This is a genomic window from Pseudoalteromonas aurantia 208 (assembly GCF_014858725.1).
In the GTDB taxonomy this organism is placed as follows: Bacteria; Pseudomonadota; Gammaproteobacteria; order Enterobacterales; family Alteromonadaceae; genus Pseudoalteromonas; species Pseudoalteromonas aurantia.
Genome location: NZ_AQGV01000012.1, coordinates 1,140,996 through 1,162,093 on the forward strand (window position 1 = coordinate 1,140,996; position 21,098 = coordinate 1,162,093).

The 21,098-nt window shown below is 40.2% G+C and carries 19 protein-coding genes and 1 tRNA gene; 14 read left to right on the forward strand and 6 right to left on the reverse strand.

What is annotated here, in order from left to right:
- Nucleotides 1-226: 226 nt before the first annotated feature.
- Nucleotides 227-2,704, forward strand: a complete 2,478-nt coding sequence (locus tag PAUR_RS08835; protein ID WP_192507401.1) for a S9 family peptidase — start codon at nt 227-229, stop codon at nt 2,702-2,704.
- Nucleotides 2,705-2,783: 79 nt separating this feature from the next.
- On the opposite strand, the gene rrtA is transcribed toward PAUR_RS08835, so the two are convergent.
- Nucleotides 2,784-3,365, reverse strand: a complete 582-nt coding sequence (rrtA, locus tag PAUR_RS08840; RefSeq protein ID WP_192507402.1) for a rhombosortase — start codon at nt 3,363-3,365, stop codon at nt 2,784-2,786.
- Between the two features lie 92 nt (nt 3,366-3,457).
- Here rrtA and ggt point away from each other — a divergent pair, with 92 nt between their 5' ends.
- The 7 genes from ggt to miaE all read left to right on the forward strand — a co-directional run bounded on the left by ggt (nt 3,458) and on the right by miaE (nt 10,534).
- Complete coding sequence (gene ggt / locus PAUR_RS08845) at nt 3,458-5,218, forward strand: gamma-glutamyltransferase (RefSeq protein ID WP_192507403.1); 1,761 nt, start codon at nt 3,458-3,460, stop codon at nt 5,216-5,218.
- 173 nt (nt 5,219-5,391) lie between these two features.
- On the forward strand, nt 5,392-7,086 hold the full coding sequence (locus PAUR_RS08850) for an NAD-dependent malic enzyme (RefSeq protein ID WP_192507404.1): 1,695 nt from the start codon (nt 5,392-5,394) through the stop codon (nt 7,084-7,086).
- Nucleotides 7,087-7,197: 111 nt separating this feature from the next.
- Nucleotides 7,198-8,016, forward strand: coding sequence for an ABC transporter substrate-binding protein (locus PAUR_RS08855; protein WP_192507405.1), 819 nt, complete (start codon nt 7,198-7,200; stop codon nt 8,014-8,016).
- Between the two features lie 50 nt (nt 8,017-8,066).
- On the forward strand, nt 8,067-8,777 hold the full coding sequence (locus tag PAUR_RS08860) for an SIMPL domain-containing protein (protein ID WP_192507406.1): 711 nt from the start codon (nt 8,067-8,069) through the stop codon (nt 8,775-8,777).
- Between the two features lie 70 nt (nt 8,778-8,847).
- A complete protein-coding gene (locus PAUR_RS08865) occupies nt 8,848-9,222 on the forward strand; it encodes an MAPEG family protein (protein WP_192507407.1) in 375 nt (124 codons plus the stop codon).
- Nucleotides 9,222-9,854, forward strand: coding sequence for a sulfotransferase (locus PAUR_RS08870; protein WP_192507408.1), 633 nt, complete (start codon nt 9,222-9,224; stop codon nt 9,852-9,854). The genes PAUR_RS08865 and PAUR_RS08870 overlap by 1 nt, the downstream gene beginning before the upstream one ends.
- A 107-nt stretch (nt 9,855-9,961) precedes the next feature.
- Entirely contained in the window at nt 9,962-10,534 is a 573-nt protein-coding gene (gene miaE, locus PAUR_RS08875; RefSeq protein ID WP_192507409.1) for a tRNA-(ms[2]io[6]A)-hydroxylase, read from the forward strand.
- A 65-nt stretch (nt 10,535-10,599) separates the two neighbouring features.
- On the opposite strand, the gene PAUR_RS08880 is transcribed toward miaE, so the two are convergent.
- From PAUR_RS08880 to PAUR_RS08895, 4 genes are all read right to left on the reverse strand, one after another.
- Nucleotides 10,600-13,107 carry a TonB-dependent receptor plug domain-containing protein gene (locus tag PAUR_RS08880; protein WP_192507410.1) on the reverse strand — a complete coding sequence of 836 codons (2,508 nt, stop codon included), beginning with the start codon at nt 13,105-13,107 and terminating at the stop codon, nt 10,600-10,602.
- 664 nt (nt 13,108-13,771) lie between these two features.
- On the reverse strand, nt 13,772-14,170 hold the full coding sequence (locus tag PAUR_RS08885; protein ID WP_192507411.1) for a hypothetical protein: 399 nt from the start codon (nt 14,168-14,170) through the stop codon (nt 13,772-13,774).
- Nucleotides 14,171-14,317: 147 nt separating this feature from the next.
- Nucleotides 14,318-15,151, reverse strand: a complete 834-nt coding sequence (locus PAUR_RS08890; RefSeq protein WP_192508544.1) for a CvfB family protein — start codon at nt 15,149-15,151, stop codon at nt 14,318-14,320.
- Nucleotides 15,148-16,473, reverse strand: coding sequence for a DEAD/DEAH box helicase (locus tag PAUR_RS08895; protein ID WP_192507412.1), 1,326 nt, complete (start codon nt 16,471-16,473; stop codon nt 15,148-15,150). The genes PAUR_RS08890 and PAUR_RS08895 overlap by 4 nt, the downstream gene beginning before the upstream one ends.
- 217 nt (nt 16,474-16,690) lie before the next feature.
- Between PAUR_RS08895 and trhO the strand changes: the two genes are divergently transcribed.
- From trhO to PAUR_RS08925, 6 genes are all read left to right on the forward strand, one after another.
- Nucleotides 16,691-17,677, forward strand: coding sequence for an oxygen-dependent tRNA uridine(34) hydroxylase TrhO (trhO, locus tag PAUR_RS08900; RefSeq protein ID WP_192507413.1), 987 nt, complete (start codon nt 16,691-16,693; stop codon nt 17,675-17,677).
- Nucleotides 17,678-17,852: 175 nt separating this feature from the next.
- Nucleotides 17,853-18,224, forward strand: coding sequence for a hypothetical protein (locus tag PAUR_RS08905; protein WP_192507414.1), 372 nt, complete (start codon nt 17,853-17,855; stop codon nt 18,222-18,224).
- Between the two features lie 66 nt (nt 18,225-18,290).
- Nucleotides 18,291-18,381, forward strand: a tRNA-Ser gene (locus PAUR_RS08910).
- 49 nt (nt 18,382-18,430) lie between these two features.
- Nucleotides 18,431-18,799, forward strand: coding sequence for a hypothetical protein (locus PAUR_RS08915; protein ID WP_192507415.1), 369 nt, complete (start codon nt 18,431-18,433; stop codon nt 18,797-18,799).
- A gap of 74 nt (nt 18,800-18,873) precedes the next feature.
- Nucleotides 18,874-19,491: an FKBP-type peptidyl-prolyl cis-trans isomerase gene (locus PAUR_RS08920; protein ID WP_192507416.1), complete on the forward strand. Its 618-nt coding sequence runs from the start codon at nt 18,874-18,876 to the stop codon at nt 19,489-19,491.
- A gap of 383 nt (nt 19,492-19,874) precedes the next feature.
- Complete coding sequence (locus PAUR_RS08925) at nt 19,875-20,594, forward strand: sensor histidine kinase (protein ID WP_192507417.1); 720 nt, start codon at nt 19,875-19,877, stop codon at nt 20,592-20,594.
- Between the two features lie 92 nt (nt 20,595-20,686).
- Here the strand turns inward: PAUR_RS08925 and PAUR_RS08930 are convergent, their stop codons facing one another.
- Nucleotides 20,687-21,091, reverse strand: coding sequence for a response regulator (locus tag PAUR_RS08930; RefSeq protein ID WP_192507418.1), 405 nt, complete (start codon nt 21,089-21,091; stop codon nt 20,687-20,689).
- Nucleotides 21,092-21,098: the final 7 nt, after the last annotated feature.

Genomic DNA, 21,098 nt, shown 5'->3' on the forward strand with positions numbered 1-21,098 from the left:
TAATTTGGAACTCTTTTGTGGTTTCGGCGGTCTTATTTTATGAGGCGTGGATAGGCCTCACTTCATACTCGTTGTCCATCAACGATTATGTGAGCGCAGAGAGTATTTGGCCAGTAACCTTTACTGGCCTTTTTTTATCTTGAAACTTGGTTGTTAGTCTTAAATAAGTCGAAATATGAAGACATATTTGCTTAAATGAGACAATTTTCATAACAACAGAAGCGCAATGATTAAACAATCTATTATCTCAGCCGCTATAGCATCAAGTTTACTTTTAACTGGTTGCCAAACAACAAGTCACTCTTCTAACAAGGTTCAGCCACAAATAACACCTGCAACCGTTGTCACCACCCCCGTCGACTTTGGTGGTAAAAAAATAACATTAGAACAAGCGATGGCTCACCCAGATTGGTTAGGGAGAAGTCCACAAAGTGCGTTTTGGGCAGCTGATAGTAACACTGTTGTGTTTAAACAAAAGCAAGAAGGAACTGATTTAAAAGATACGTTTATCGTAGCTAACAATAGCGCGCCGGTTCCTGTAACTTTGGCAGAGTTGCACTCTCTTGGTGCGGATAACGCAATATATTCTGATAATGCAAAACATCAAGCGTATACTTTTAAGGGTAATATATTTGTAAAAGCCATTAGTTCTGGTGAAATAAAACAGCTTACCTTCTCATCAGAAAGTGCATCTCAGCTGAAGTTTTTACTAACGGGTGATATTGCATATCGAGTTGAAAATACTTTTTATACAGTTAATGTCAATACCGGCCAATCAAAAGAGCTAGTAAAGTTGCACTTAGATGATGCGCCTAAAGGTACGTTGGAGCCTAAAGGCTATATAGCACAAGAGCAGCATAATCTGATTCAGTATGTTGCTTTACAGCATAAAAATAGCAAAGACAAAGAACAGCGCCTAGAGCAACTTAAACAACAGAATACGACGATCGCGAATAGTCATTTTTACTTGGGGAAAGACAAGTATTTAGTATCAGCGAGTTTATCACCAGCAGGTGATAAATTGATTGTAGTTACAGCAAATAACGCAGATTGGCGAGCGGCTACTGACATTATGCCTAACTATGTCAGCCAAAATGGAGATATCGACCCTGTTAAAGCGCGTCGCCGTGTAGCGCAAGCACAAGCAACAAGTTCCGACGTACTACTACTTGATTTGGCCCGAAATAATCAAGTTACCCTGAGCTATAATTCGTTACCTGGTTTTGATGAGGACGTATTGGCCGCTGTCAAAGCTGAGAATGCGAAAGCGTTAGGAGAGACATACAAAGCAGTTAAAGCACCTCGTGCTATTAACTTGATAAGCGATTGGGGCTGGGATCAAAGTGCCATTCAATGGAATCAATCTGGAACTGAGGTTGCTGTTATGCTTGAAGCATGGGATAACAAAGACCGCTGGATTGCAACTGTAGATTTTGATGCAGATAAGTTTGTGCCACAGCATCGTCTGCATGATGACGCATGGGTAAACTATACATACAATGATTTTGGCTGGTTGAATAATTCAGACACACTTTATTATTTATCTGAAGAGTCAGGCTATAGCCACATATACATAAAGCCCTTATCGGGGAAGTCTAAACAGTTAACGTCAGGTAATTATGTCGTTTCGCATTTAACATTGAGTAAAGACGATAGCGCAATTTACTTCAAAGCGAATATTGAGCACCCTGGTTTATATGAAATTTATCGAGTAGATCCAAATACAGGCGTGAAAGAAACGCTCACAGACTTAAATGGTATGACTGATTATAGTTTGAGTCCGGATGAATCAAAGCTACTTCTAAATCATTCAAAAATAATGATGCCGAATGAGCTATATGTGGCCGATGCTAAAACGAACGCGCAGGTAACGCGTTTGACGAATACTGTATCAGATGCATTTTTGAATAAGAAATTGATTGCGCCAAAAATAGTGGCAGTGCCTTCAAGTCACACCGAACAGCCAGTGTATGCCAAAGTGTACTATCCGGCTGATTATGTTGAAGGTGAAGTCGGCAAAAAACGTAAAGCCGTTATCTTTAATCATGGAGCGGGTTATTTACAAAACTCTCACATGGGGTGGTCTGGGTACTTCCGTGAATTCATGTTCCACTCACTGTTAGCAAGTGAAGGCTACGTAGTTATGGATATGGATTATCGCGCATCAAAAGGGTATGGTCGAGATTGGCGCACCGCTATTTACCGTCAAATGGGTAAACCAGAAATTGAAGATTTAGCTGATGGCGTTAAATGGATGGCAGAACATGCGAATGTTGATACCAATGCAGTCGGCACGTATGGCGGTTCATATGGCGGGTTTATGACATTTATGGCTTTGTTTACGCAACCAGATTTATTCCAGGCGGGTGCAGCACTGCGTCCTGTAACTGATTGGGCATACTACAATACACCCTATACCTCGAATATTTTGAATCACCCTGATGTTGATCCAATTGCATATCGCAGAAGTTCACCGATTTATCATGCTGAAGGCTTGAAGAATGACTTGTTGATCAATGCGCCAATGATTGATGACAATGTATTCTTTCAGGATGTAGTAAGACTCGTACAGCGATTAATTGAACTTGAAAAGCAAGACTTTGAAACGGCTATTTACCCCGTAGAGCCCCATGGTTTTGTACAACCTTCTAGTTGGCTAGATGAATATCGCCGTATATACAAGCTATTTAAAGAAAATTTATGATTTTATAAGGTACGCTGCATGTATAAAACGCCAACATTTTGAGTTGGCGTTTTTTATTTTATCCTGGAAAGTTTCTAGTCTAGTTGCCTTTTTTTGGGGGGTAGAGTAACGTCGCACTTAACAACAAACCACCGAGAGCACCAATTAAATGTGCTTCAATCGCAACACGTGATTCGATTAACGCGCCAACATCAGCGCTAGGACCTTGCCATTGCTCCCAACCTAGTTTTATCCAAATGCCAATGAACAGTAAAGCGCCCGAGCGCATTCCCACGCTGATATCTTTGATAGCCCCCCAAACTATTACGCCGTGAAGCAAGCCACTTAATCCGGTGTAAATATTGATATCAGGACAAAAAAGCCATATGCCTGTACCGGTCCAAATTGCTAAAAATAGCGTATGTAACGCGAAACAAACCGGGCTACGGTGCTCTGCATGAAGGATCCATATAAATACAATACCAAGTACATTTAACCCTAAGTGAGTCCAATTGGCATGAACAAACTGACTACTGAATAGCCGCCACCACTGATGTTGTTCGATGAGGCTGCGGTTAAACTCTAATAATGCATTGTTATTGAACAGCATTAACAGTGTACTTAGCAATATTAGGCAAAGAGGTGGTAAAATATATTTTTTATCAAAAGGTAAGTCGAGCATAATAATTTGGTTATAAGCATCTTTATTTTTTGCATATTGTGCCTATTTACTTTTATGATGCCAATGCTTAGAACAATACAAAAGTGAATAAAATGATTAAGTCTGTGCCATTACTCGTCGCCATCACCTCTACTTTGTTGGTTTCTTCGTGTATTTCGGGAGGAAAACAGCAAAGAGAAACCCGAGAGCCAGAAGGGGCGACGGGGCTACAAAACAAACAACAAGTTACCGCAAATAGATTTATGGTTGCAGCGGCAAACCCTTACGCCACTAAAGCAGGTCAAAAAATGCTAGCCTTAGGCGGTAATGCAGTTGATGCTGCTATTGCCACTCAGCTGGTCTTGACGTTAGTTGAGCCACAGTCATCGGGTATTGGCGGTGGGACATTCTTAATGTATTTTGATAACAAAACCAAGAAACTAATCACGTATGATGGTAGGGAAACAGCCCCGTCAGGCGCTGACCATACACTGTTTTTAGATAAAACCGGAAAGCCTGTCCGTTGGATTGATGCCGTTGTCGGCGGACGCTCTGTGGGTGTACCTGGTTTACTTCACGCCTTCCAAAGTGCGCATAACGACCATGGTAAACTTGGCTGGTCAGTGCTATTTGAGCCTGCAATTGAGCTTGCTTTATCAGGGTTTGTTGTTTCCCCTAGGCTTAATATGTTGCTCGAAAAGAACTTTAACCCTGGCTTGTCAAAACTATCGCCGGCCAAGGAATATTTTTATCCAAATGGTCAAGCATTAGCCACTGGCACACTAAAAAATAATCCAGAGCTAGCACTATTGTACCAACAAGTGGCTAACAACGGCATTGATGCATTTTATAATGGACCGTATGCCAAACAGATGGTGGATGCTGTGCAAACTTCGGCAATTGCGCCGGGGACATTGCAGCTCAGTGATTTAGCTAAGTATACGAGTAAAACACGAGATGCGATTTGCATTCCTTACCATCAATACAAAGTATGCTCTATGGCGCCACCCAGTAGCGGAGGGATCGCTGTGCTGCAAATACTGAAGTTGTTAGAAGAGAAGAAGCTGAGTCAATATAAAGCGAATGATGCGTACGCATTGCATCTATTTACTCAAGCATCTCGGTTAGCTTTTGCGGATCGAAATCACTATGTTGCCGATCCTGATTTTATTGATGTACCCACCAAAGCATTACTCGATTCACGCTATTTAAAGAAGCGGTCTCAACTCATTACTGATAAAGATGACCATCATGTACCTGTCGGTCTTCCTAAAAGTGACGTGTTAGTGTACGCAAAAGATGATGGTTATGAGTTGCCGTCAACAACCCACGTTTCTATCGTAGATGAGGAAGGGAATGCAGTATCTATGACCAGCTCGATTGAAATGGGATTTGGATCTACGGTCATGGTTAATGGTTATTTGTTAAACAACCAGCTAACCGATTTTTCACTCAGCCCTAAGAAAGGGGGCAAGTGGATGGCAAATAGGGTTGAGGCGAATAAACGACCAAGAAGTTCGATGTCGCCGGTTATGGTGTTTAACATGGATGGGAGTTTGAAATTGGTCGTAGGTTCCCCCGGTGGCAGCCGTATTATTAATTATGTGGCTCAAACGATTATTGGAATACTCGACTGGGGTTTAAGCCCACAACAAGCTATCAATTTGCCAAAAATCACGAATCGAAATCGTTATACAACGCTTGAGAAGGGGACAAATCTTGTTGAGCAAAAAGAAACATTTGAACAACGAGGGCATAAAGTACAAATACGAGACTTAAATTCCGGGCTGCATGTGATCCAAGTCCAAGATGGAGTGCTTTTAGGTGGCGCTGATCCGCGTCGAGAAGGTATTGCTCTTGGTGAAAGTAACTAATAGTCATAGGTTTGCAGAAAGAATTACGCTATAATAGTTGGCTCTGTACTACGCTTAACAATGTGTTTACAGAGTCGATTGTATTGGTCTGATGTGAACGAATTTCATTGATATTTGGTCACTTTCAGCAATAATAAATTCTTAGCCTTTTAAAATGTGTCAAGCCTGCAAATATGACTAAAAAAACAGATCCAAATTATCTATATATTCCTTTCTCTGGCCCTAATCTTCTTGAAACGCCGCTACTTAATAAGGGCAGTGCATTTAGCCAAAGTGAGCGAGAGAATTTTAATTTAACGGGATTGGTCCCACCGCGCTTTGAAACAATCGAAGAACAGGTTGAACGTTGTTATCAACAATATTCTAGCTTCAATGATAATTTAAATAAGCATATATACTTGCGTGCTATTCAAGACAACAATGAAACACTTTATTATCGGTTGGTACGTGACCATTTAGAAGAAATGATGCCGATCATCTACACACCAACGGTGGGTGATGCGTGTGAAAAGTTTTCTGATATCTATCGCAGCTCTAGAGGTCTGTTCATTTCTTATGAAGATCGTTATCAAATAGACGATATTTTAAGAAATGCGACTAAAGGCAAAGTCAAGGTCATCGTTGTGACGGATGGAGAGCGCATTCTTGGTTTAGGAGATCAAGGTATTGGTGGTATGGGGATCCCAATTGGTAAATTGTCATTATATACCGCATGTGGAGGCATAAGCCCAGCGTACACCTTACCTGTTATGTTAGATGTTGGTACTAATAACGAGAAGTTACTAAGTGACCCTATGTACATGGGAGCACGTCATAAGCGTATTGGGCAAGACGAGTATGATGAGTTTTTAGGTTTGTTCATTGATGCTGTAAAGCGTCGTTGGCCTAGTGTGTTACTCCAGTTTGAAGACTTTGCGCAGCCTAATGCAATGCCGCTACTTAAACGTTACCGAAATGAAATATGCAGCTTTAACGATGATATTCAAGGCACTGCGTCAGTTACTGTTGGTTCATTGTTAGCGGCCTGCCGTGTTAAAGGTGCAAAGCTCTCAGAACAAAAAGTGGTGTTTGTAGGTGCTGGCTCTGCAGGTTGCGGTATTGCCGAACAAATTATTAGCCAAATGGTAGCCGAAGGCGCTTCAAGCGAGCAAGCGCGCAGCCAAATCTATATGGTAGATCGTTTTGGATTACTGTCTGAAGGTATGAGTGACTTACGTGATTTCCAAGCTGCATTAATGCAATCAAAAGACGCACTTGCAGATTGGAGTTACAGTGGTGATTTTGCTTCATTACTTGATGTTATGCACTGTGCAAAACCTGATATTTTAATTGGTGTATCAGGTCAGCCTGGATTATTTACTGAGCAAGTGATCCGTGCAATGCACAGTGGCTGTGAACGGCCAATCATTTTCCCTCTAAGCAATCCATCTCGTCAAGTAGAAGCACACCCTAAAGATGTTATTGAGTGGACTAAAGGACAAGCAATTGTTGCCACAGGGAGCCCGTTTGATCCTGTTGAATTTGAGGGTAATACATTCCCAATTCCACAATGTAATAATAGTTATATTTTTCCAGGTATTGGGCTCGGTGTTATTGCAGCTAAAGCGACACGCATTACAGACGCAATGTTAATGGTTTCAAGTAAAACATTGGCTGAGTCGTCACCGCTTGCCAATACTGGTAAAGGCAGTTTACTTCCTGCATTAGTTGAGATTGAAGCGCTGAGTAAACGCATTGCGTTCGCAGTTGCTAAAGCCGCAATGGAAGAAGGTGTTGCGCTTGAAATGGATGATGATGCGATTTGGGCTGCTATTAATCGAAATTACTGGCTACCGAAATATAGGAATTATAAACGTTGTAGTATCTAATTCACTTTATTTAAGCCAGCACATGCTGGCTTTTTTGTATCAAAAATACTCTATACTTATAGTTCAAGTGCTAAGGAGATATGCATTTTATTCACCTAACTGGAGGCATAAATGCTCAAAATCTGTTTGCTAGCGTTGGTTTTATTTACATCAATGGCGGATACTCGGCCGTTGAAAATTCAAATTGCATCAGATTACAATCCAAGCTTAGGTGAAGAACCAAGAGACTTAGCTACGATGCTATTGTTGAACGTGCAACGCGAACTTCAGGGTAGAGTGTCATTAGAGTTTATTCCAGCAAGCCGCCTTAGAGAGTGGCGTGAGCTTGAGACCTATCCGAATATTTGCTTATATAACAAAGTAAAAACAGCTGAGCGTGAAGCAATCGCTTTGTTTGTTGAATATCCGTTGATGGCATTTCCAGCCAATAGGTTGATCCTCCGTGGTCATCCTAATTTACCAAAAAAGCTTTCTTTGAAAGATATTGTCGTTTCTAAAGGGTTACGTGTGGGTGTGACTAAAGGGCGTTCTTATGGAAAGGAAGTAGACGATTTTATAGCAACCTACCGTAATAATTTGATTGTAGGAGAGGGGGCTAATAGTGCTTATCGGCTGCGTGAAATGCTCATTCAAGGAAAGCTGGATGGTATTATTGAATATACGTCAGTTTTCATAGAGCATCATAAACAACAAGCACAACGTGATGGCGTGACTTATCATCAAATAGAGAGTGCGGACCTCACTATATTTGGCTATATTGCTTGTGCTAACTCAGAACAAGGCAGAAAGGCAGTTAGTTTGTTCGAGCTAGCACTTGAAAATAGCGCTTTGCAGCAAATGATTATTGACGCACATAAAGGTCTGTTTTTTAAACAGGAGATGGTGTTTATAGAGCAAGGGTTAAGAGATGCCTATAATATTCAGCCATGATTAAGGCCATTATGTTTCAATGTTTAGCAGTAATATATAAGGATACAAATATGAAACTAATTTCGACCGTTGTTGCAGCACTGTTTTGTGCACACAGTTATGCAGGCTCTTTGCCACTAACTCCTCACCTTTATGTCCAAGGCAATGCGCATATGCAGGTGCAACCTGATCAGGCGGTTATTCGAGTTGCAATTACGCAAAAAAGCAAATCGCTTCCAGAGGCAAAGACAACCGTGGATGATATAATGGCCAATGCAATTGCTATCGCCAAGTCTCACCATATTCGAGTGGACGATATTCATGCTGAACAGCTTAATGTTTATAGGCAAACTCGTTATAATCGCACAACTAATCAAGAAGAGTTCGAGGGTTTTCGAGTCAGCCGTGCACTCACATTGACGTTGAAAAAGCTTGAGGACTATCCTGTATTACTACAAAAATTGGTTGATGCAGGCATTAACGAGTTTAATAACACCCAGTTTGAAGTCAGTAATAGAAGTACGTTAATGAAAGACTTAAACAAGGCGGCAATTAAGGATGCTAAATTGGCAGCAAAAGAGCTTGCGAGTGATTTTGAAGTTAAATTAGATGGCTTGTATTCTGTATCATTCTCGCCCATGGAAACACCTCGTACGCCATACGCACGTGCTGAGTCAATGAAGCTGATGCATGCATCATCAGGAAATGTTGAACAAGCTTATAACACTGGAGCATTAACACTAAATGCCAAAGTCTATGCGGTGTACACAATTGATAACTAAATAAAAGCGGTGCTCTACGTTTATTTTCGCTATATTGGCCACTTTACACTAATTCATGACAAGGTGACCTATGACGATCAGCCTGTATGCGGCTTTGCTTATATTATTTTATATTAAATTAAGCTTTGAAATTATAGCGATTCGCAAAAAACAAAAAGTAGGGCTTGGGGATGGTGGAAATCAGTCTTTAACGAATGCCATTAGGGCCCACGCAAATTTTAGTGAGTATACTCCGCTTACCCTTATATTATTATTTATATTAGAGTTTCAAGGTATTAGCTCTTGGATAGTGCATACTGCTGGCGTTGTGTTTCTTGTAGCTAGGGTTATTCATTGGCAAGCGATTAAGCGAGAGAATTTAAAACTTCGAGTCGTGGGCATGGCGTTAACGTTTTTGGTATTATTAGGGCTCAGTGCAACGAGTTTAATAGTGTATATCGTTTGATGAAAAAAGTGTTTATAGTGGGCCTGCCTAGAACAGGTACGACGAGCGTATGTGTAGCATGTTTAGAGCTGGGGTTTAAGACGGCACATACCGCTTATACGAGACAAACGTTTCAAAATGCTGAAGTCTTAGCAGACACCCCAATCTTTAATGATTATCGAATGTTAGCTAATCGCTATCCAGATGCCAAATACATATACTTGGATAGAGCGCTTGATCAGTGGCTTCCTTCTATATCGCAGTTACTAACACGTATGTCGAACAATTTATTTAGTGAGCAAGGTGGATTTAATGACACCATTAAGCGGTGCTATTTAACGACGTTTTATGGCCTCACGCCTAATAATACAAGCGATAATCAATTTCTAACACAGTGTTACAATGAGCATAAAGCAATAGCGATTAATTTTTTCAATGAACACAACCTCGATTATATTGAATTAAATTTAGCGACGGATGATGCAATGAGTAAGCTTGCTGAATTTTTACAGGTAGAAACGCAAGCGACAATGCCGTTTTTGAATAAAAAGGGCAAAGTGACGGCTTGGAATATGATAAAACACCCACTCAAAGTGTCTTCTACTCGAGAAGGCAAAGTCGATAAAGATACGGTGTTATTATCGCCAGTTTAGCCTTTGTCATCGCTGGTATGTGCGATAGAATGCACGCAATTTTTAGTTAGTGCTTTTTACTAGATATTTATGAATGAGTAGAAAGGTAGGATAAAAGAGAAGTAAGTATGTTTGAATTAAAATATCACACACCATTTGAATGGACACATAAAGTACTTGAAGACTTTGGCACCTTTTTACAAGATCACGCCGCAGCAGAAAAGAAAGCATCAGGTATGGCCATGTCTATGTTGAGCCATTATCCAGACAGAATAAAATTAGTGAAGGCGATGGCTGATCTCGCAATTGAAGAAATGATCCATTTTAAACAAGTGTTAAAGTTGCTGAATGAGCGAGAAATAATTTTAGGTAATGATCAAAAAGACCCCTATATAAAAAAAATTAGAGCCATTTTTAGAAACGGTAAAGACGAATTTTTAATTGACCGCCTATTGGTTGCTGCTGTTATAGAAGCGAGAGGACACGAACGGTTCTCTTTGGTCGCAGAAGCTTTGCCTGAAGGCAAAGAAAAAGAGTTTTATGTGGCCATTGCTAAATCAGAAGAAAAGCATAAGAATCTATTTGTTGAATTGGCGTATGAATACTTCGATAAAGCACTCATTGATACGCGCTTAGAAGAGGTGTTAATTGCCGAAGCTGAGATCTGTAAGAGTATTCCATTTACAGCTGCGTTGCACTAGAGTCTTTCTCAAACTAAAAGAAATATAAAGCCAAACTGTTGTTTGGCTCTTTTAATGGCGGCGTATTAAAAGGTGACAGATGCTTTCGCGTAAACAAAACGCCCATCGGTGTTGTAAGCTGAAAAGCCAGAGTAGGGGAATATTTGATTAAAGTTACTAAATCCAATATTACTAACGGTATCCTGAGGATATTGGTCAAATAGGTTGTTTGCCCCCATGGCAATGCGCCATTGCTCGTTAATGCGGTAAGCGACATCTAAGTCTGCGATCCATTTTGCTGCAAGCACCTCGTCGTTATCAATGTTGCTCGATGAATCAACCACTTCTCCATAACGTGTTGCTTTTAGCGTTGTCGTAAATTGCTGATAGTGCCACTTTGCAACAAGGTTCCATTTGTCTTTAGGGGTACCTTCTTCAAAACGGGCAATTTCGCGACGCGCAAAGTACTGATAACTTTCACCTAATGCTGAAAGTTCTGCAGGGTTTGCTTTGACATTTGTAACGTCAGTATCATTAAAGTTTATCGCGGCACTGAGCCTTAATTGGCCTAGGTTTTTAACATCAAAATTGTAAGTCGCTACTATATCGACCCCCTTAGTGCGAGAGTCAATGGCATTGGTGAAGTAGCGTACCCGCTGAACATTATTTTCACCTGCCTCTGTTAATATTTGCTCTACCGCGGGTCCACTTAAGTTTTCAGATAGTACAATTCGGTCGTTGATATCTATTTGGTAAGCATCGAGCGTAAAGCTAAATTGGTCGCGTTCATAAATAAACCCACCGGTCATATTGGTGGACTTTTCAGCTTCTAGCGGCTTAGCGCCAAGCGCTTGGGCGGCAGCTGTATTAACGGGGAATAAGCCAACTTCATTGGGCACGCCATTTTCAAAAACAGTGGCTACAGATTTATAGGACGTTTGTGCCAATGAAGGCGCTCTGAATCCAGAACTAATGGCACCGCGCAACGATAGTTGTTCGTTTACGACATAACGCGATGCTAGTTTTCCCGTTAATGTTGAACCGAAATCGCTATAATCTTCAAAACGGGTTGCGAATATGACGTTTACGCTTTCATTGATATATGTATCAAATTCAGCAAACAATGCAATGTTATCTCTTGATTCGTTCACCGCGCTGGCCGGTGAGAAACCAGCAAGTACTTGTGCGCCTCCTGCGGCAACAGGTAGGCCTTGTGAATCAAGCACGGTAAGGTATGACGCAAGTTCGCCAGCGTTGATCTTGTAGTTTTCATCTCTATACTCACCACCGACGGTAAAAAATACACTGTCGTACAAGCCTAAATCAAAATCTGTTTTTGCTTGAGCATTAACTAGCCATTGTCCATAAATAAGCGCGCCATTATCGAATTCTGTTGGGCTCGCAAGGCCCATAGAAGTATTAATACTATTGACCACCGCGAATGAAAAGTCATTCCGACCGTAATTTGTACTTAAATCATAATCCCAGTTTCCGTGAGTTCCAGAAATACCAATAGCAAAAGAAAGGTCTTTTACATCAGACTCTATTTGAGGTAAAAATCCATCAGGGTATACTTCAGAAACATTTCTACTGTCTTTTGCACGTCTAAAGAACCCCCCTGAGTTTCCTTCGCGGGCTGAGTAACTGCCAAAAGAATATAGCTGAGCATCACCATCAAGCGTTAAACCTGCATTGTAAAATAGTGCGAGATCTTGGGTTTCTGGCTTACCAAAGCGGTGATTATAACGCTGTGCTGAGAACTCTCTTGTGTCAAGATTATCGTTTCCGTCACGCGCATATTGTTCACGTTGGTCAATACCAGAGCGGTTAGTGGCATTTTTGTCCCTTAGTTCAGCTGCGAGATTAATAAATCCATGTTCGAACGGTCTAAAGCCAATATTGGCACTGAAAGTGGCTGTCTCACCATCAACTCGTTTTCTATCGCTGCCTTTTTTGAAGGCCAGATCACCTGCTTCGTCAGCATAGATTTGTGTTAGCTGCGCAGAGCCTGCCATTTGGGTATCATGCTGCCCATAGGTTAACGACATGCTGCCACCATGGTTAGCATCTTTCAGTATGATGTTGATAACGCCAGCAATTGCATCTGAACCGTATTGGGCGGCGGCGCCATCTCGTAACACTTCAATGCGTTTAATGGCAGCTGTTGGTATTGTATTTAAATCTACAGCGGATGAGCCACGCCCTACGGTGCCATTTAAGTTAAGTAGCGCTCCGGCATGGCGACGTTTACCATTAATAAGTACCAGAGTATGGTCGGGTGCCAACCCTCGTAATACAGCCGGTCTGGCATGATCAGTGCCATCGGCCAATTGTGAATTCGGAAAATTAAAACTTGGGATCAAAGTAGTTAATACTTGACTCAACTCAAGTTGACCTGAACTTTCCATGTCATCAATACCTATAATATCAACAGGTACAGTGCTTTCTGAAATGCTTCGTAAGCTTCTACGAGTGCCTGTAACTTCTATTACTTCCGTGGTTAATTTTATTTGTTGCTCAGTTGACTCAGCACTCGTGCTCAAAACTGAAAGGGTAACAGCAATTGATGTGGCCAAAAAGGTAAGTCTAGGCATGGTCTTTCCTTGAATTAGTAAATGGGAATAACTATTCATAGATTTATGAAAAGTGGTAATAATTTAAAAGGGGCTGGATGGTAATCTTATCGCATAAGTAAGCAAAATTACATTTTATTATAAGATATAACTGTAATTATTAATTCATTAATGGCTTACAAATAAGGTACCTAAAGCATACAAGTTGCTTATGATACTTTGCCCAGCTTATTGTTTAAAGTATGTACTTTGTGGCAAAAATGCGTTACAAATTTTGACTTTTCACTATTGTACATACCACCGTCATTAGGGAATATCGTTTAGGGATTTATGATGGGGAAATTATTCGGATGTATTAGCTAACCTCAGCTCTGGATAAGCGAATTTGCCCAATAAAGCTATTTTCTCACTCTCGGCGTTGCTTTTATGCAGTAATAGCCCGCTATTACTGCATAAAAGCGCCTTGATATTGAACAAAATATCATCATTGGATTGTAAGTAAGTTTGTTTACAAAACATTTTCTATTCCAAAACCCTTATCCAAACTAGAGGTTAGCTACAGTCATTAAGTGAACACAGCTTAGTTGCATTTTCATCGTACGGTTTTTGATAGTTAGGCGGTTTGCATAAGCTCTGGATTTATAATGTTCTCTACTATTGGAATAGCATGAGTAGTTCAAGCGTTTTAGGTGCGCTCACTTGTGACTACTTCTTCCTTAACAGAAATGTCATGTAATGTATCAGTTGATTTTGGTACGAGCTGCTGTTTAGGATATACTTTCTTTTGCGTGTCAGTGATACAACCTTTTTCTTTTTCAATCCAGTAAACCGTGTTGGCAATCACAGAAATGGATCCTGATACCACCAAGCTAGCTGCACTGACTAACCCTGCGCTCGCAAGTGCTGCGCCACACGTTACTTCATTTCCACATGCACTTAGCGTGATCATTTTATTTGACGATTCAAGCGTACTCTTCTTTGCATAAACTTGGCATTTTTCATCATAATAGGTGACATTCTTAGGCACAAAAATACACCCAGTTTGCGTGATACAGATAATGATACATCCAATCGTACTTTTCATACATATCCTTTTTTATCAGGGTGTTAGTATAGCTATAAATACGTAGTATATTTGTAAAAAAGTGTCATGATTTAGAGGGAAGAGCAAATGCATTCAAACGCGTTTACTAGGCCCGCTGAATAGTGGGCCTTTAGGTATGGTTGCAAATTATTTTCGTAGGGTAATTGATTTAGCTTCGATATCAATTTTACCTTGCTTAAACAAACCACCAATTGCTTTTTTAAAGTTTGCCTTACTGGTCGAGAAAGTTTTTCTTATGAGTTCTGGATCTGACTTATCACCAAGGGGTATAAAGCCACCTTTGGCAGTGAGTTCTGCTAAAATCTGCTCACTTAAACCGGTCACCTTTGCCATACCTGGCTTTTCAAGTACGACATCAATTTTACCATCTTCGCGTACTGTTTTGACGAAGCCTTTAAGCTTTTGGCCGATAAACATACGCTTGAATATAGTATTGAAAAATATAACACCTAAATGCTGCTCATTAATAATCACCTTATAACCAATATCAGTTTTTGAGGCGACAATTAAATTGACTTCTTCTAGTGGTGTATATTCGGGCTCTATTTTATTAACAAATTTATTGATGTTACTGGAAGCACATAATCGTTGACTCGCATTATCAAGATATAACTTAACTAAGTAACTATGACCATCGCGCATTTTTGGTTTTTGTTCATTGAAAGGCGCGAGGATATCTTTACTGATACCCAAATCAAGAAATGCCCCAAAGCTGTTAATCTCTTTTACGCGCAACAGTGCAAATTCACCCACTTGTGCAATGGGTGTCTGCGTGGTTCCGGTCATATGGCCTTGAGAATCTTGGAAGATGAAGACTTGTATGCTATCACCCAGCTCTAGATGATACTCAACTTCAGCTTTAGGTAAAAAAACCTCGCCTAACTCGCGACCGTCTAGGTATGCGCCTTCGGCACATAATTCATTGATCATTAAATTTTGAATGCTACCCAGCATGGTTATTCCTCTGTTGGCTTTGGTTTACGACGTAATGGAGCATGCCCGTCAATATCAAATGGGGCAGGGATGGCCTTTTTAGGTTTTGTTGGCTTTCTTCTCAGCGGTTTTTTGGCCGCCTTAGGTTGGGCGGGTTTTACTTTTTCTGATTTTGTAGTTTTAGGTTTTGGTGGTCTAAAGCCTTTAAATTTAGCTTCTAGCCCATCAACACTTTCAAATGATAATGTATCATTGAGGTAATTTTTGATGGCAACAAAGCTGTTCCAATCTTTTGGACCAACTAATGAGATAGCGATGCCTTTGAAACCAGCGCGGCCAGTACGGCCAATACGGTGGACATATTCTTCGGCTTGTTTGGGTAAATCAAAGTTAATTACATGAGTGACACTTAACAAATCAAGACCTCGAGATGCCACATCGGTCGTTACTAAAACTTTAAATAAACCTCGACTAAATGTATCCATAATATCGAGACGTTTATTTTGCGGTAAGTCACCAGCAAGGGCAACCGCTTTAATCTTCAGTGTATTCAGCAGTTCACTTATACGCACGGTGTCATTTCGCGTTGCGGTAAAAATGATACATTGCCCTACGTTATCTTGGGTCACGAAGTGTTTTAATAATGCATCTTTATGATCAAGGTGATCAGCAAAGAATAATGTTTGTTTGATATCACCATGCTGTTGATGCGCATCACTTAAAATTATCTTTTTAGGTGCACGTAACAGATTGCGAGAAGTGACTTCTACCTGTGCATGATCGAGTGTCGCGCTGAATAAGAGTGTCTGGCGCAGTCGGTGGTTAGCTTGTTCATTAATAAGGTTTAATTGTGGAGCAAACCCTAAATCAAGCATGCGATCGGCTTCATCAAATATAAGAAGCTCTAGACCAGATAATTGTAATGAGCGCTGTTCTAAGTGGTCGGCAATTCGGCCCGGAGAACCTATGACTATTTGGGGATCTTTACGTAATGCTTTAACTTGGTCATTAAAGTTTTCACCACCGAGTACTTTTACAACCGATATACTGGTTCCTGCAATTAACAATCGACATTGCGAAAATACTTGGGTTGCAAGCTCCCGAGTTGGGGCAATAATGAGCACTCGAGGGTCTCGTTTACTGAGGGCTCGTTGTTTCATAACGCGGTGAATTGCAGGAAGCAAGAACGCGAGCGTTTTCCCCGATCCGGTCTTAGACTGAGCAAACACATCATGGCCAGCAATCGCAGTTGGTACTGCCTGACTTTGGATCTCAGTTGGTGAAGTGATCCCTTGGTGTGCAAGTTGTGTTTCTAATCGGGTGTCTATGCCCAGTTCGGTAAAGTGCAAAGCGTTTTTCTCCAAAACAATTTTTTTATGACAGGCCATTATAGCAAAGCTAAGCCGTTCACTAATAGTAAAAAGCGCTTTGTTAGCAAGGTTTTTGCAATTAAAACAAAAATCCGTACAATACGCGCTCTAGCGCCGGATTTACGTTCCGGTTAAATGATCTATGGGGTCAAAAAACCCCAAGAATAGACAAAAAAAGCTGATTATAGGAATATCAATGTCTAAACCGTTTGTAGTATGTGCACTTTATAAATTTGTTTCGTTACCTAATTTTGAACAAATACGTCAACCATTACATGATGTCATGGAGCAACACGATGTGCGTGGCACATTGTTATTAGCACTTGAAGGAATAAATGGTACCGTGGCTGGAGAGCGCGAAGGAATTGATGCGTTACTAGCATGGTTAGAAGCACAACCTGGTTTAGATAATATTGTTTCTAAAGAGTCTTTTGATGAAACTTGCCCTTTTTATCGCACCAAAGTAAAACTTAAGAAAGAAATCGTTACTATGGGTGTTGAGGGGATTGATCCATTAGAAGTCGTTGGTAGTTATGTTAAACCACAAGACTGGAATGCGCTTATTTCGGATCCTGAGGTCGTAGTGGTTGATACTCGTAATGATTATGAAATTGAAATTGGGACCTTTAAACACGCTATCGACCCAAAAACGAAAACTTTCCGAGAATTTCCAGAGTGGGCAGAAAATAACCTCAACCCTGAAAAACATAAAAAAGTGGCTATGTTTTGTACTGGCGGGATCCGGTGCGAAAAATCAACGGCTTATATGAAGGAGCAGGGCTTTGATGAAGTCTATCATTTGGAAGGTGGCATACTGAAGTATTTAGAAGAAGTCCCTAAAGAAGAAACTTTATGGGAAGGCGAATGTTTTGTATTTGATAACCGGGTTGCAGTGGATCATGATTTACAAAAAGGCTCATATGAGCAATGTCATGCATGTCGTATGCCTATTACTGAAGAAGAAATGAAGCAAGAGTACTACATGGAAGGCGTGTCTTGTCATCATTGTCATGATAGCTTAACCGACGAGCAACGAGCACGATTTGCTGAGCGCCAAAAGCAAATTCAATTAGCACAGGAGCGCGGAGAAGGGCATATCGGCCACGAAGCACAAGAAGTACTTCGTCAGAGAAAAGAACAAAAACAGGCTCAAAAAGCTTCTCAACGTAAAAAATCTGCATAATTTATTATTGCATTTTTTAAAAAGGCCTTAGTGTAAACTAAGGCTTTTTTGGTTTAAATGCGCCTATATCCGTCAAGACTTAGTGCTAATTATGAATATTATATCAATGGTTGTTTTATGCCCGATTTATTTGGTAGTCTATAGCTGTCTGAAAAACAATAATAGAAGTCAGATCATGGGTAATTTATTTTTAAAAGAACGAGAAAGCTGGTGGGTATGGCTTAGTTGGGGCTTAATAGGCTCATTAATAAGTACGTATATCTTTTCTAATACGTCTGAAGTCAAACTTGCACTTATTGCATCCGGAGTTATTGTTAGTGCTTTGTCTGGATGGATGAATTATAGTCGTCGATTCGAATTTTATCGAGCATTAAAAGTACTGCTATTTGTTGGTAGCCTTTCTTTATTGCCATTAGCACTTAATGTAGCGTTACCTGTCAAAGAGTTTTCTGTTGTTGCAATCAATTTTACATTGGTGAGTTTAGGCTTATTTTGTTTGTGTATGTGCGGGGCGTGGTTTGCTCGCAGACCGAAACAGTATTATTAATAATTCAAAAAAATTATGTTTTTCTTTACACTGCCATAAAAAACCACTAGTATTCGCGCCAACAACGGAGAGATGGCTGAGTGGTCGAAAGCACCGGTCTTGAAAACCGGCAAGGGTTTGTAGCCCTTCTAGGGTTCAAATCCCTATCTCTCCGCCACCTCATTCTAAAAACCGCCTAACGGCGGTTTTTTTCGTTTGGAGCTTGTATGTCTATTGATTTAGTTAAACATTGTGCATTGTGGATAGTATTTAGTTTCTTTTATTTAAGTGGCTTAGAAATGGCTTTGGTATTAGCAATTGATGGCCAGCAAGACCCGAATTTAGTAACTACACTCGTCTATACATTTCTATTTAATTTACTTGTCGGTCACTTGATCAGTAAATATGAGAAACTATCACCATTATTCAGCGCGATAGTTATCAGTCTCTGTGGTGTGTTTGGGTTTGGTTATTACTTTTCTGAAACACTGTCAGGGTATAGTGCTGAATTAATCGCCGGGTTACTCGTTAGCTTGCCTTTTGCCACTTATACTGTGTTGCAAATCAAGCAATGGCAGGCTGAGAAGCTCGATTAATCGCATTTAAACTCGATAATGGCTATGTTACACTGCGCGGGTCTTTTAATAGAAACAAAAAAGTGAAATTAAGAATGTCAGATTTATTTAATACAGATGCTGAAAAAGCAAGCTACGGTATTGGTTTACAAATGGGTGAGCAACTTAAAGCAAACCCTTTTGAAGGTTTAAACTTGCACTCAGTATTTGAAGGTATGAAAGACGCTTATGCTGGTGAAGCAATGCGTGTTGAGATCCCTGAGATCCAAGCTGCATTTGAAAAAATCAATACTGAAATTCAAGCTCGTCGTGAAGAAGAATCTAAAGTACTTGCAGCTGAAGGTATTTCATTCCTTGAAGAAAATGCAAAGCGCACTGAAATTACTGTAACTGAATCAGGTCTTCAGTATGAAGTTGTTACAACTGGCGAAGGTGAAAAGCCGGTAGCTGATTCTAAAGTACGTGTTCATTATCACGGTACATTAATCAATGGTACAGTATTTGATAGCTCATATGACCGTGGTGAGCCTGCTGAATTCCCAGTAAACGGCGTTATCGCTGGCTGGACTGAAGCACTACAACTTATGCCTGCTGGTTCAAAGTGGCGTTTATACATTCCACATGAGCTTGCTTACGGTGAGCGTGGCGCAGGTGCATCAATCGCACCTTTCTCAACACTTGTATTTGATGTTGAGTTACTAGAAATTCTATAATTGACGAAATAAAGTTAATTTTTGTAAATACCCAGCTAGGCTGGGTATTTTTTTGTCCAAATATTGCTCGTAGGCTTTGCCAATATATTGGTAGGTGAATTCCAGCATAACCAACCTTAGAGAGACGATGCATCATAATACTTGAAAGTGTGCGCCATTAATTACCTGGTGTAGTATGGTTATCGTCACTGATGTCTGGCGATATGGTGTAACAGACTTATAAATCATTGCTTCAGGGGGAACTGTGGGCTGGCTTGTATATGTTTTACCTGTGTTACTACAATATAATAAGCATGTAATACATATTTCTCGGTTTTCGACTATGTATTTAAGTAGGCATAAACTAAAGAAGGACAACTGCTATCAAAAATAATTTGAAAGTCATGAGCGACAAAAGCCTCGAAACAGAAAACAAGCGCTTGCAGTCGGAGCTTGAGTTGGCCAAAAAGGAGCTAGCGGATTTTATTTATCTGGCTTCTCATGAATTGAGAAGCCCAGTCAATGCCATCGCGAATTTAACTACCTGGGTATTAGAAGATATCGGTTTGAATATCGATGAAGAAAGTCAAACTAACCTAATGCTTATTAATAGTCGAGCCGAACGGCTGCAACAAATGATAACGGACTTACTGATGTACTCTCGTGTAGGTAAACACAGTGAAGCGTATTCAGATTTTGATTTCAATGAAGCGGTTGTGTATTGTGTTGAGCAATTTGATGCGCATAGTTTTAAATTTGATATTGATTCTGGACGGGTAACATTACCACGCACCTTATTTAATCAAGTTATTAATATTCTTATTTCGAATGCAGTTAAACACCATCCAAATAAGCGCGGATGCATTAAAGTGCATTATGAAAAGCAAGCCAATATGTATCGTATCTTTATTGAAGATGATGGTTGTGGGATCCCTATTAAAAATCAAGATATTATATTTGAGCAATTTCAAACGCTAAGAGCTAGAGATGAAGTTGAAGGCAGTGGCATGGGCTTGGCTATTGGGAAGAAAATATTAGAGCATCAAGGGGGCAAAATTACAGTAGAGTCTGATGGTAAAGCAGGTTCTACATTTATTTGTCATTGGCCAAGCAATGGGTGCTAGTCTAATCGCAATACAAACAAAGGCTTGATCCAATCTGACCTTTTTCCACATGACATTGTCAGATTGGAGGTAAACCACAAAAGACGTATCGTTCAATTTAGTTGAGCCAGTATCGCTTTATACTTTTCTAATGTGAAAGTTGCTTTAGAGATATAGCCTTTTACAAACTCAAATGACTCGGCTCTTTCAATATCTTGTTGCATATCTGAGGAGGTAAACATCGCAAAAAAGCATGTTTGATAGATCGTTTTATTTTTCCTTAATTTTGAAAACTCCTCCAAAAATTCAAACCCTCCCATAATTGGCATGTTGATATCTAAAAATACAATTAATGGCGGAAAGGAGTCTGGGAATTCTTTAATGCCACGCTCATGCTCGGCCAAAAACAACAAAGCCTCTTGACCATTAGATGCTTCAAATATTTGGCCTGTCTTATCTGATTTTTTCAACACACGTTTTAGAATATACCTATCAGTAGACTCATCATCAATAATCATAACCGAC

Bases quoted from the DNA above. Each gene is read 5' to 3' on its own strand.
- PAUR_RS08835 (WP_192507401.1), top strand. From the start codon at position 227: ATGATTAAACAATCTATTATCTCAGCCGCTATAGCATCAAGTTTACTT.
- rrtA (WP_192507402.1), bottom strand. From the start codon at position 3,365: ATGCTCGACTTACCTTTTGATAAAAAATATATTTTACCACCTCTTTGC.
- ggt (WP_192507403.1), top strand. From the start codon at position 3,458: ATGATTAAGTCTGTGCCATTACTCGTCGCCATCACCTCTACTTTGTTG.
- PAUR_RS08850 (WP_192507404.1), top strand. From the start codon at position 5,392: ATGACTAAAAAAACAGATCCAAATTATCTATATATTCCTTTCTCTGGC.
- PAUR_RS08855 (WP_192507405.1), top strand. From the start codon at position 7,198: ATGCTCAAAATCTGTTTGCTAGCGTTGGTTTTATTTACATCAATGGCG.
- PAUR_RS08860 (WP_192507406.1), top strand. From the start codon at position 8,067: ATGAAACTAATTTCGACCGTTGTTGCAGCACTGTTTTGTGCACACAGT.
- PAUR_RS08865 (WP_192507407.1), top strand. From the start codon at position 8,848: ATGACGATCAGCCTGTATGCGGCTTTGCTTATATTATTTTATATTAAA.
- PAUR_RS08870 (WP_192507408.1), top strand. From the start codon at position 9,222: ATGAAAAAAGTGTTTATAGTGGGCCTGCCTAGAACAGGTACGACGAGC.
- miaE (WP_192507409.1), top strand. From the start codon at position 9,962: ATGTTTGAATTAAAATATCACACACCATTTGAATGGACACATAAAGTA.
- PAUR_RS08880 (WP_192507410.1), bottom strand. From the start codon at position 13,107: ATGCCTAGACTTACCTTTTTGGCCACATCAATTGCTGTTACCCTTTCA.
- PAUR_RS08885 (WP_192507411.1), bottom strand. From the start codon at position 14,170: ATGAAAAGTACGATTGGATGTATCATTATCTGTATCACGCAAACTGGG.
- trhO (WP_192507413.1), top strand. From the start codon at position 16,691: ATGTCTAAACCGTTTGTAGTATGTGCACTTTATAAATTTGTTTCGTTA.
- PAUR_RS08905 (WP_192507414.1), top strand. From the start codon at position 17,853: ATGGGTAATTTATTTTTAAAAGAACGAGAAAGCTGGTGGGTATGGCTT.
- PAUR_RS08915 (WP_192507415.1), top strand. From the start codon at position 18,431: ATGTCTATTGATTTAGTTAAACATTGTGCATTGTGGATAGTATTTAGT.
- PAUR_RS08920 (WP_192507416.1), top strand. From the start codon at position 18,874: ATGTCAGATTTATTTAATACAGATGCTGAAAAAGCAAGCTACGGTATT.
- PAUR_RS08925 (WP_192507417.1), top strand. From the start codon at position 19,875: ATGAGCGACAAAAGCCTCGAAACAGAAAACAAGCGCTTGCAGTCGGAG.
- PAUR_RS08930 (WP_192507418.1), bottom strand. From the start codon at position 21,091: ATGATTATTGATGATGAGTCTACTGATAGGTATATTCTAAAACGTGTG.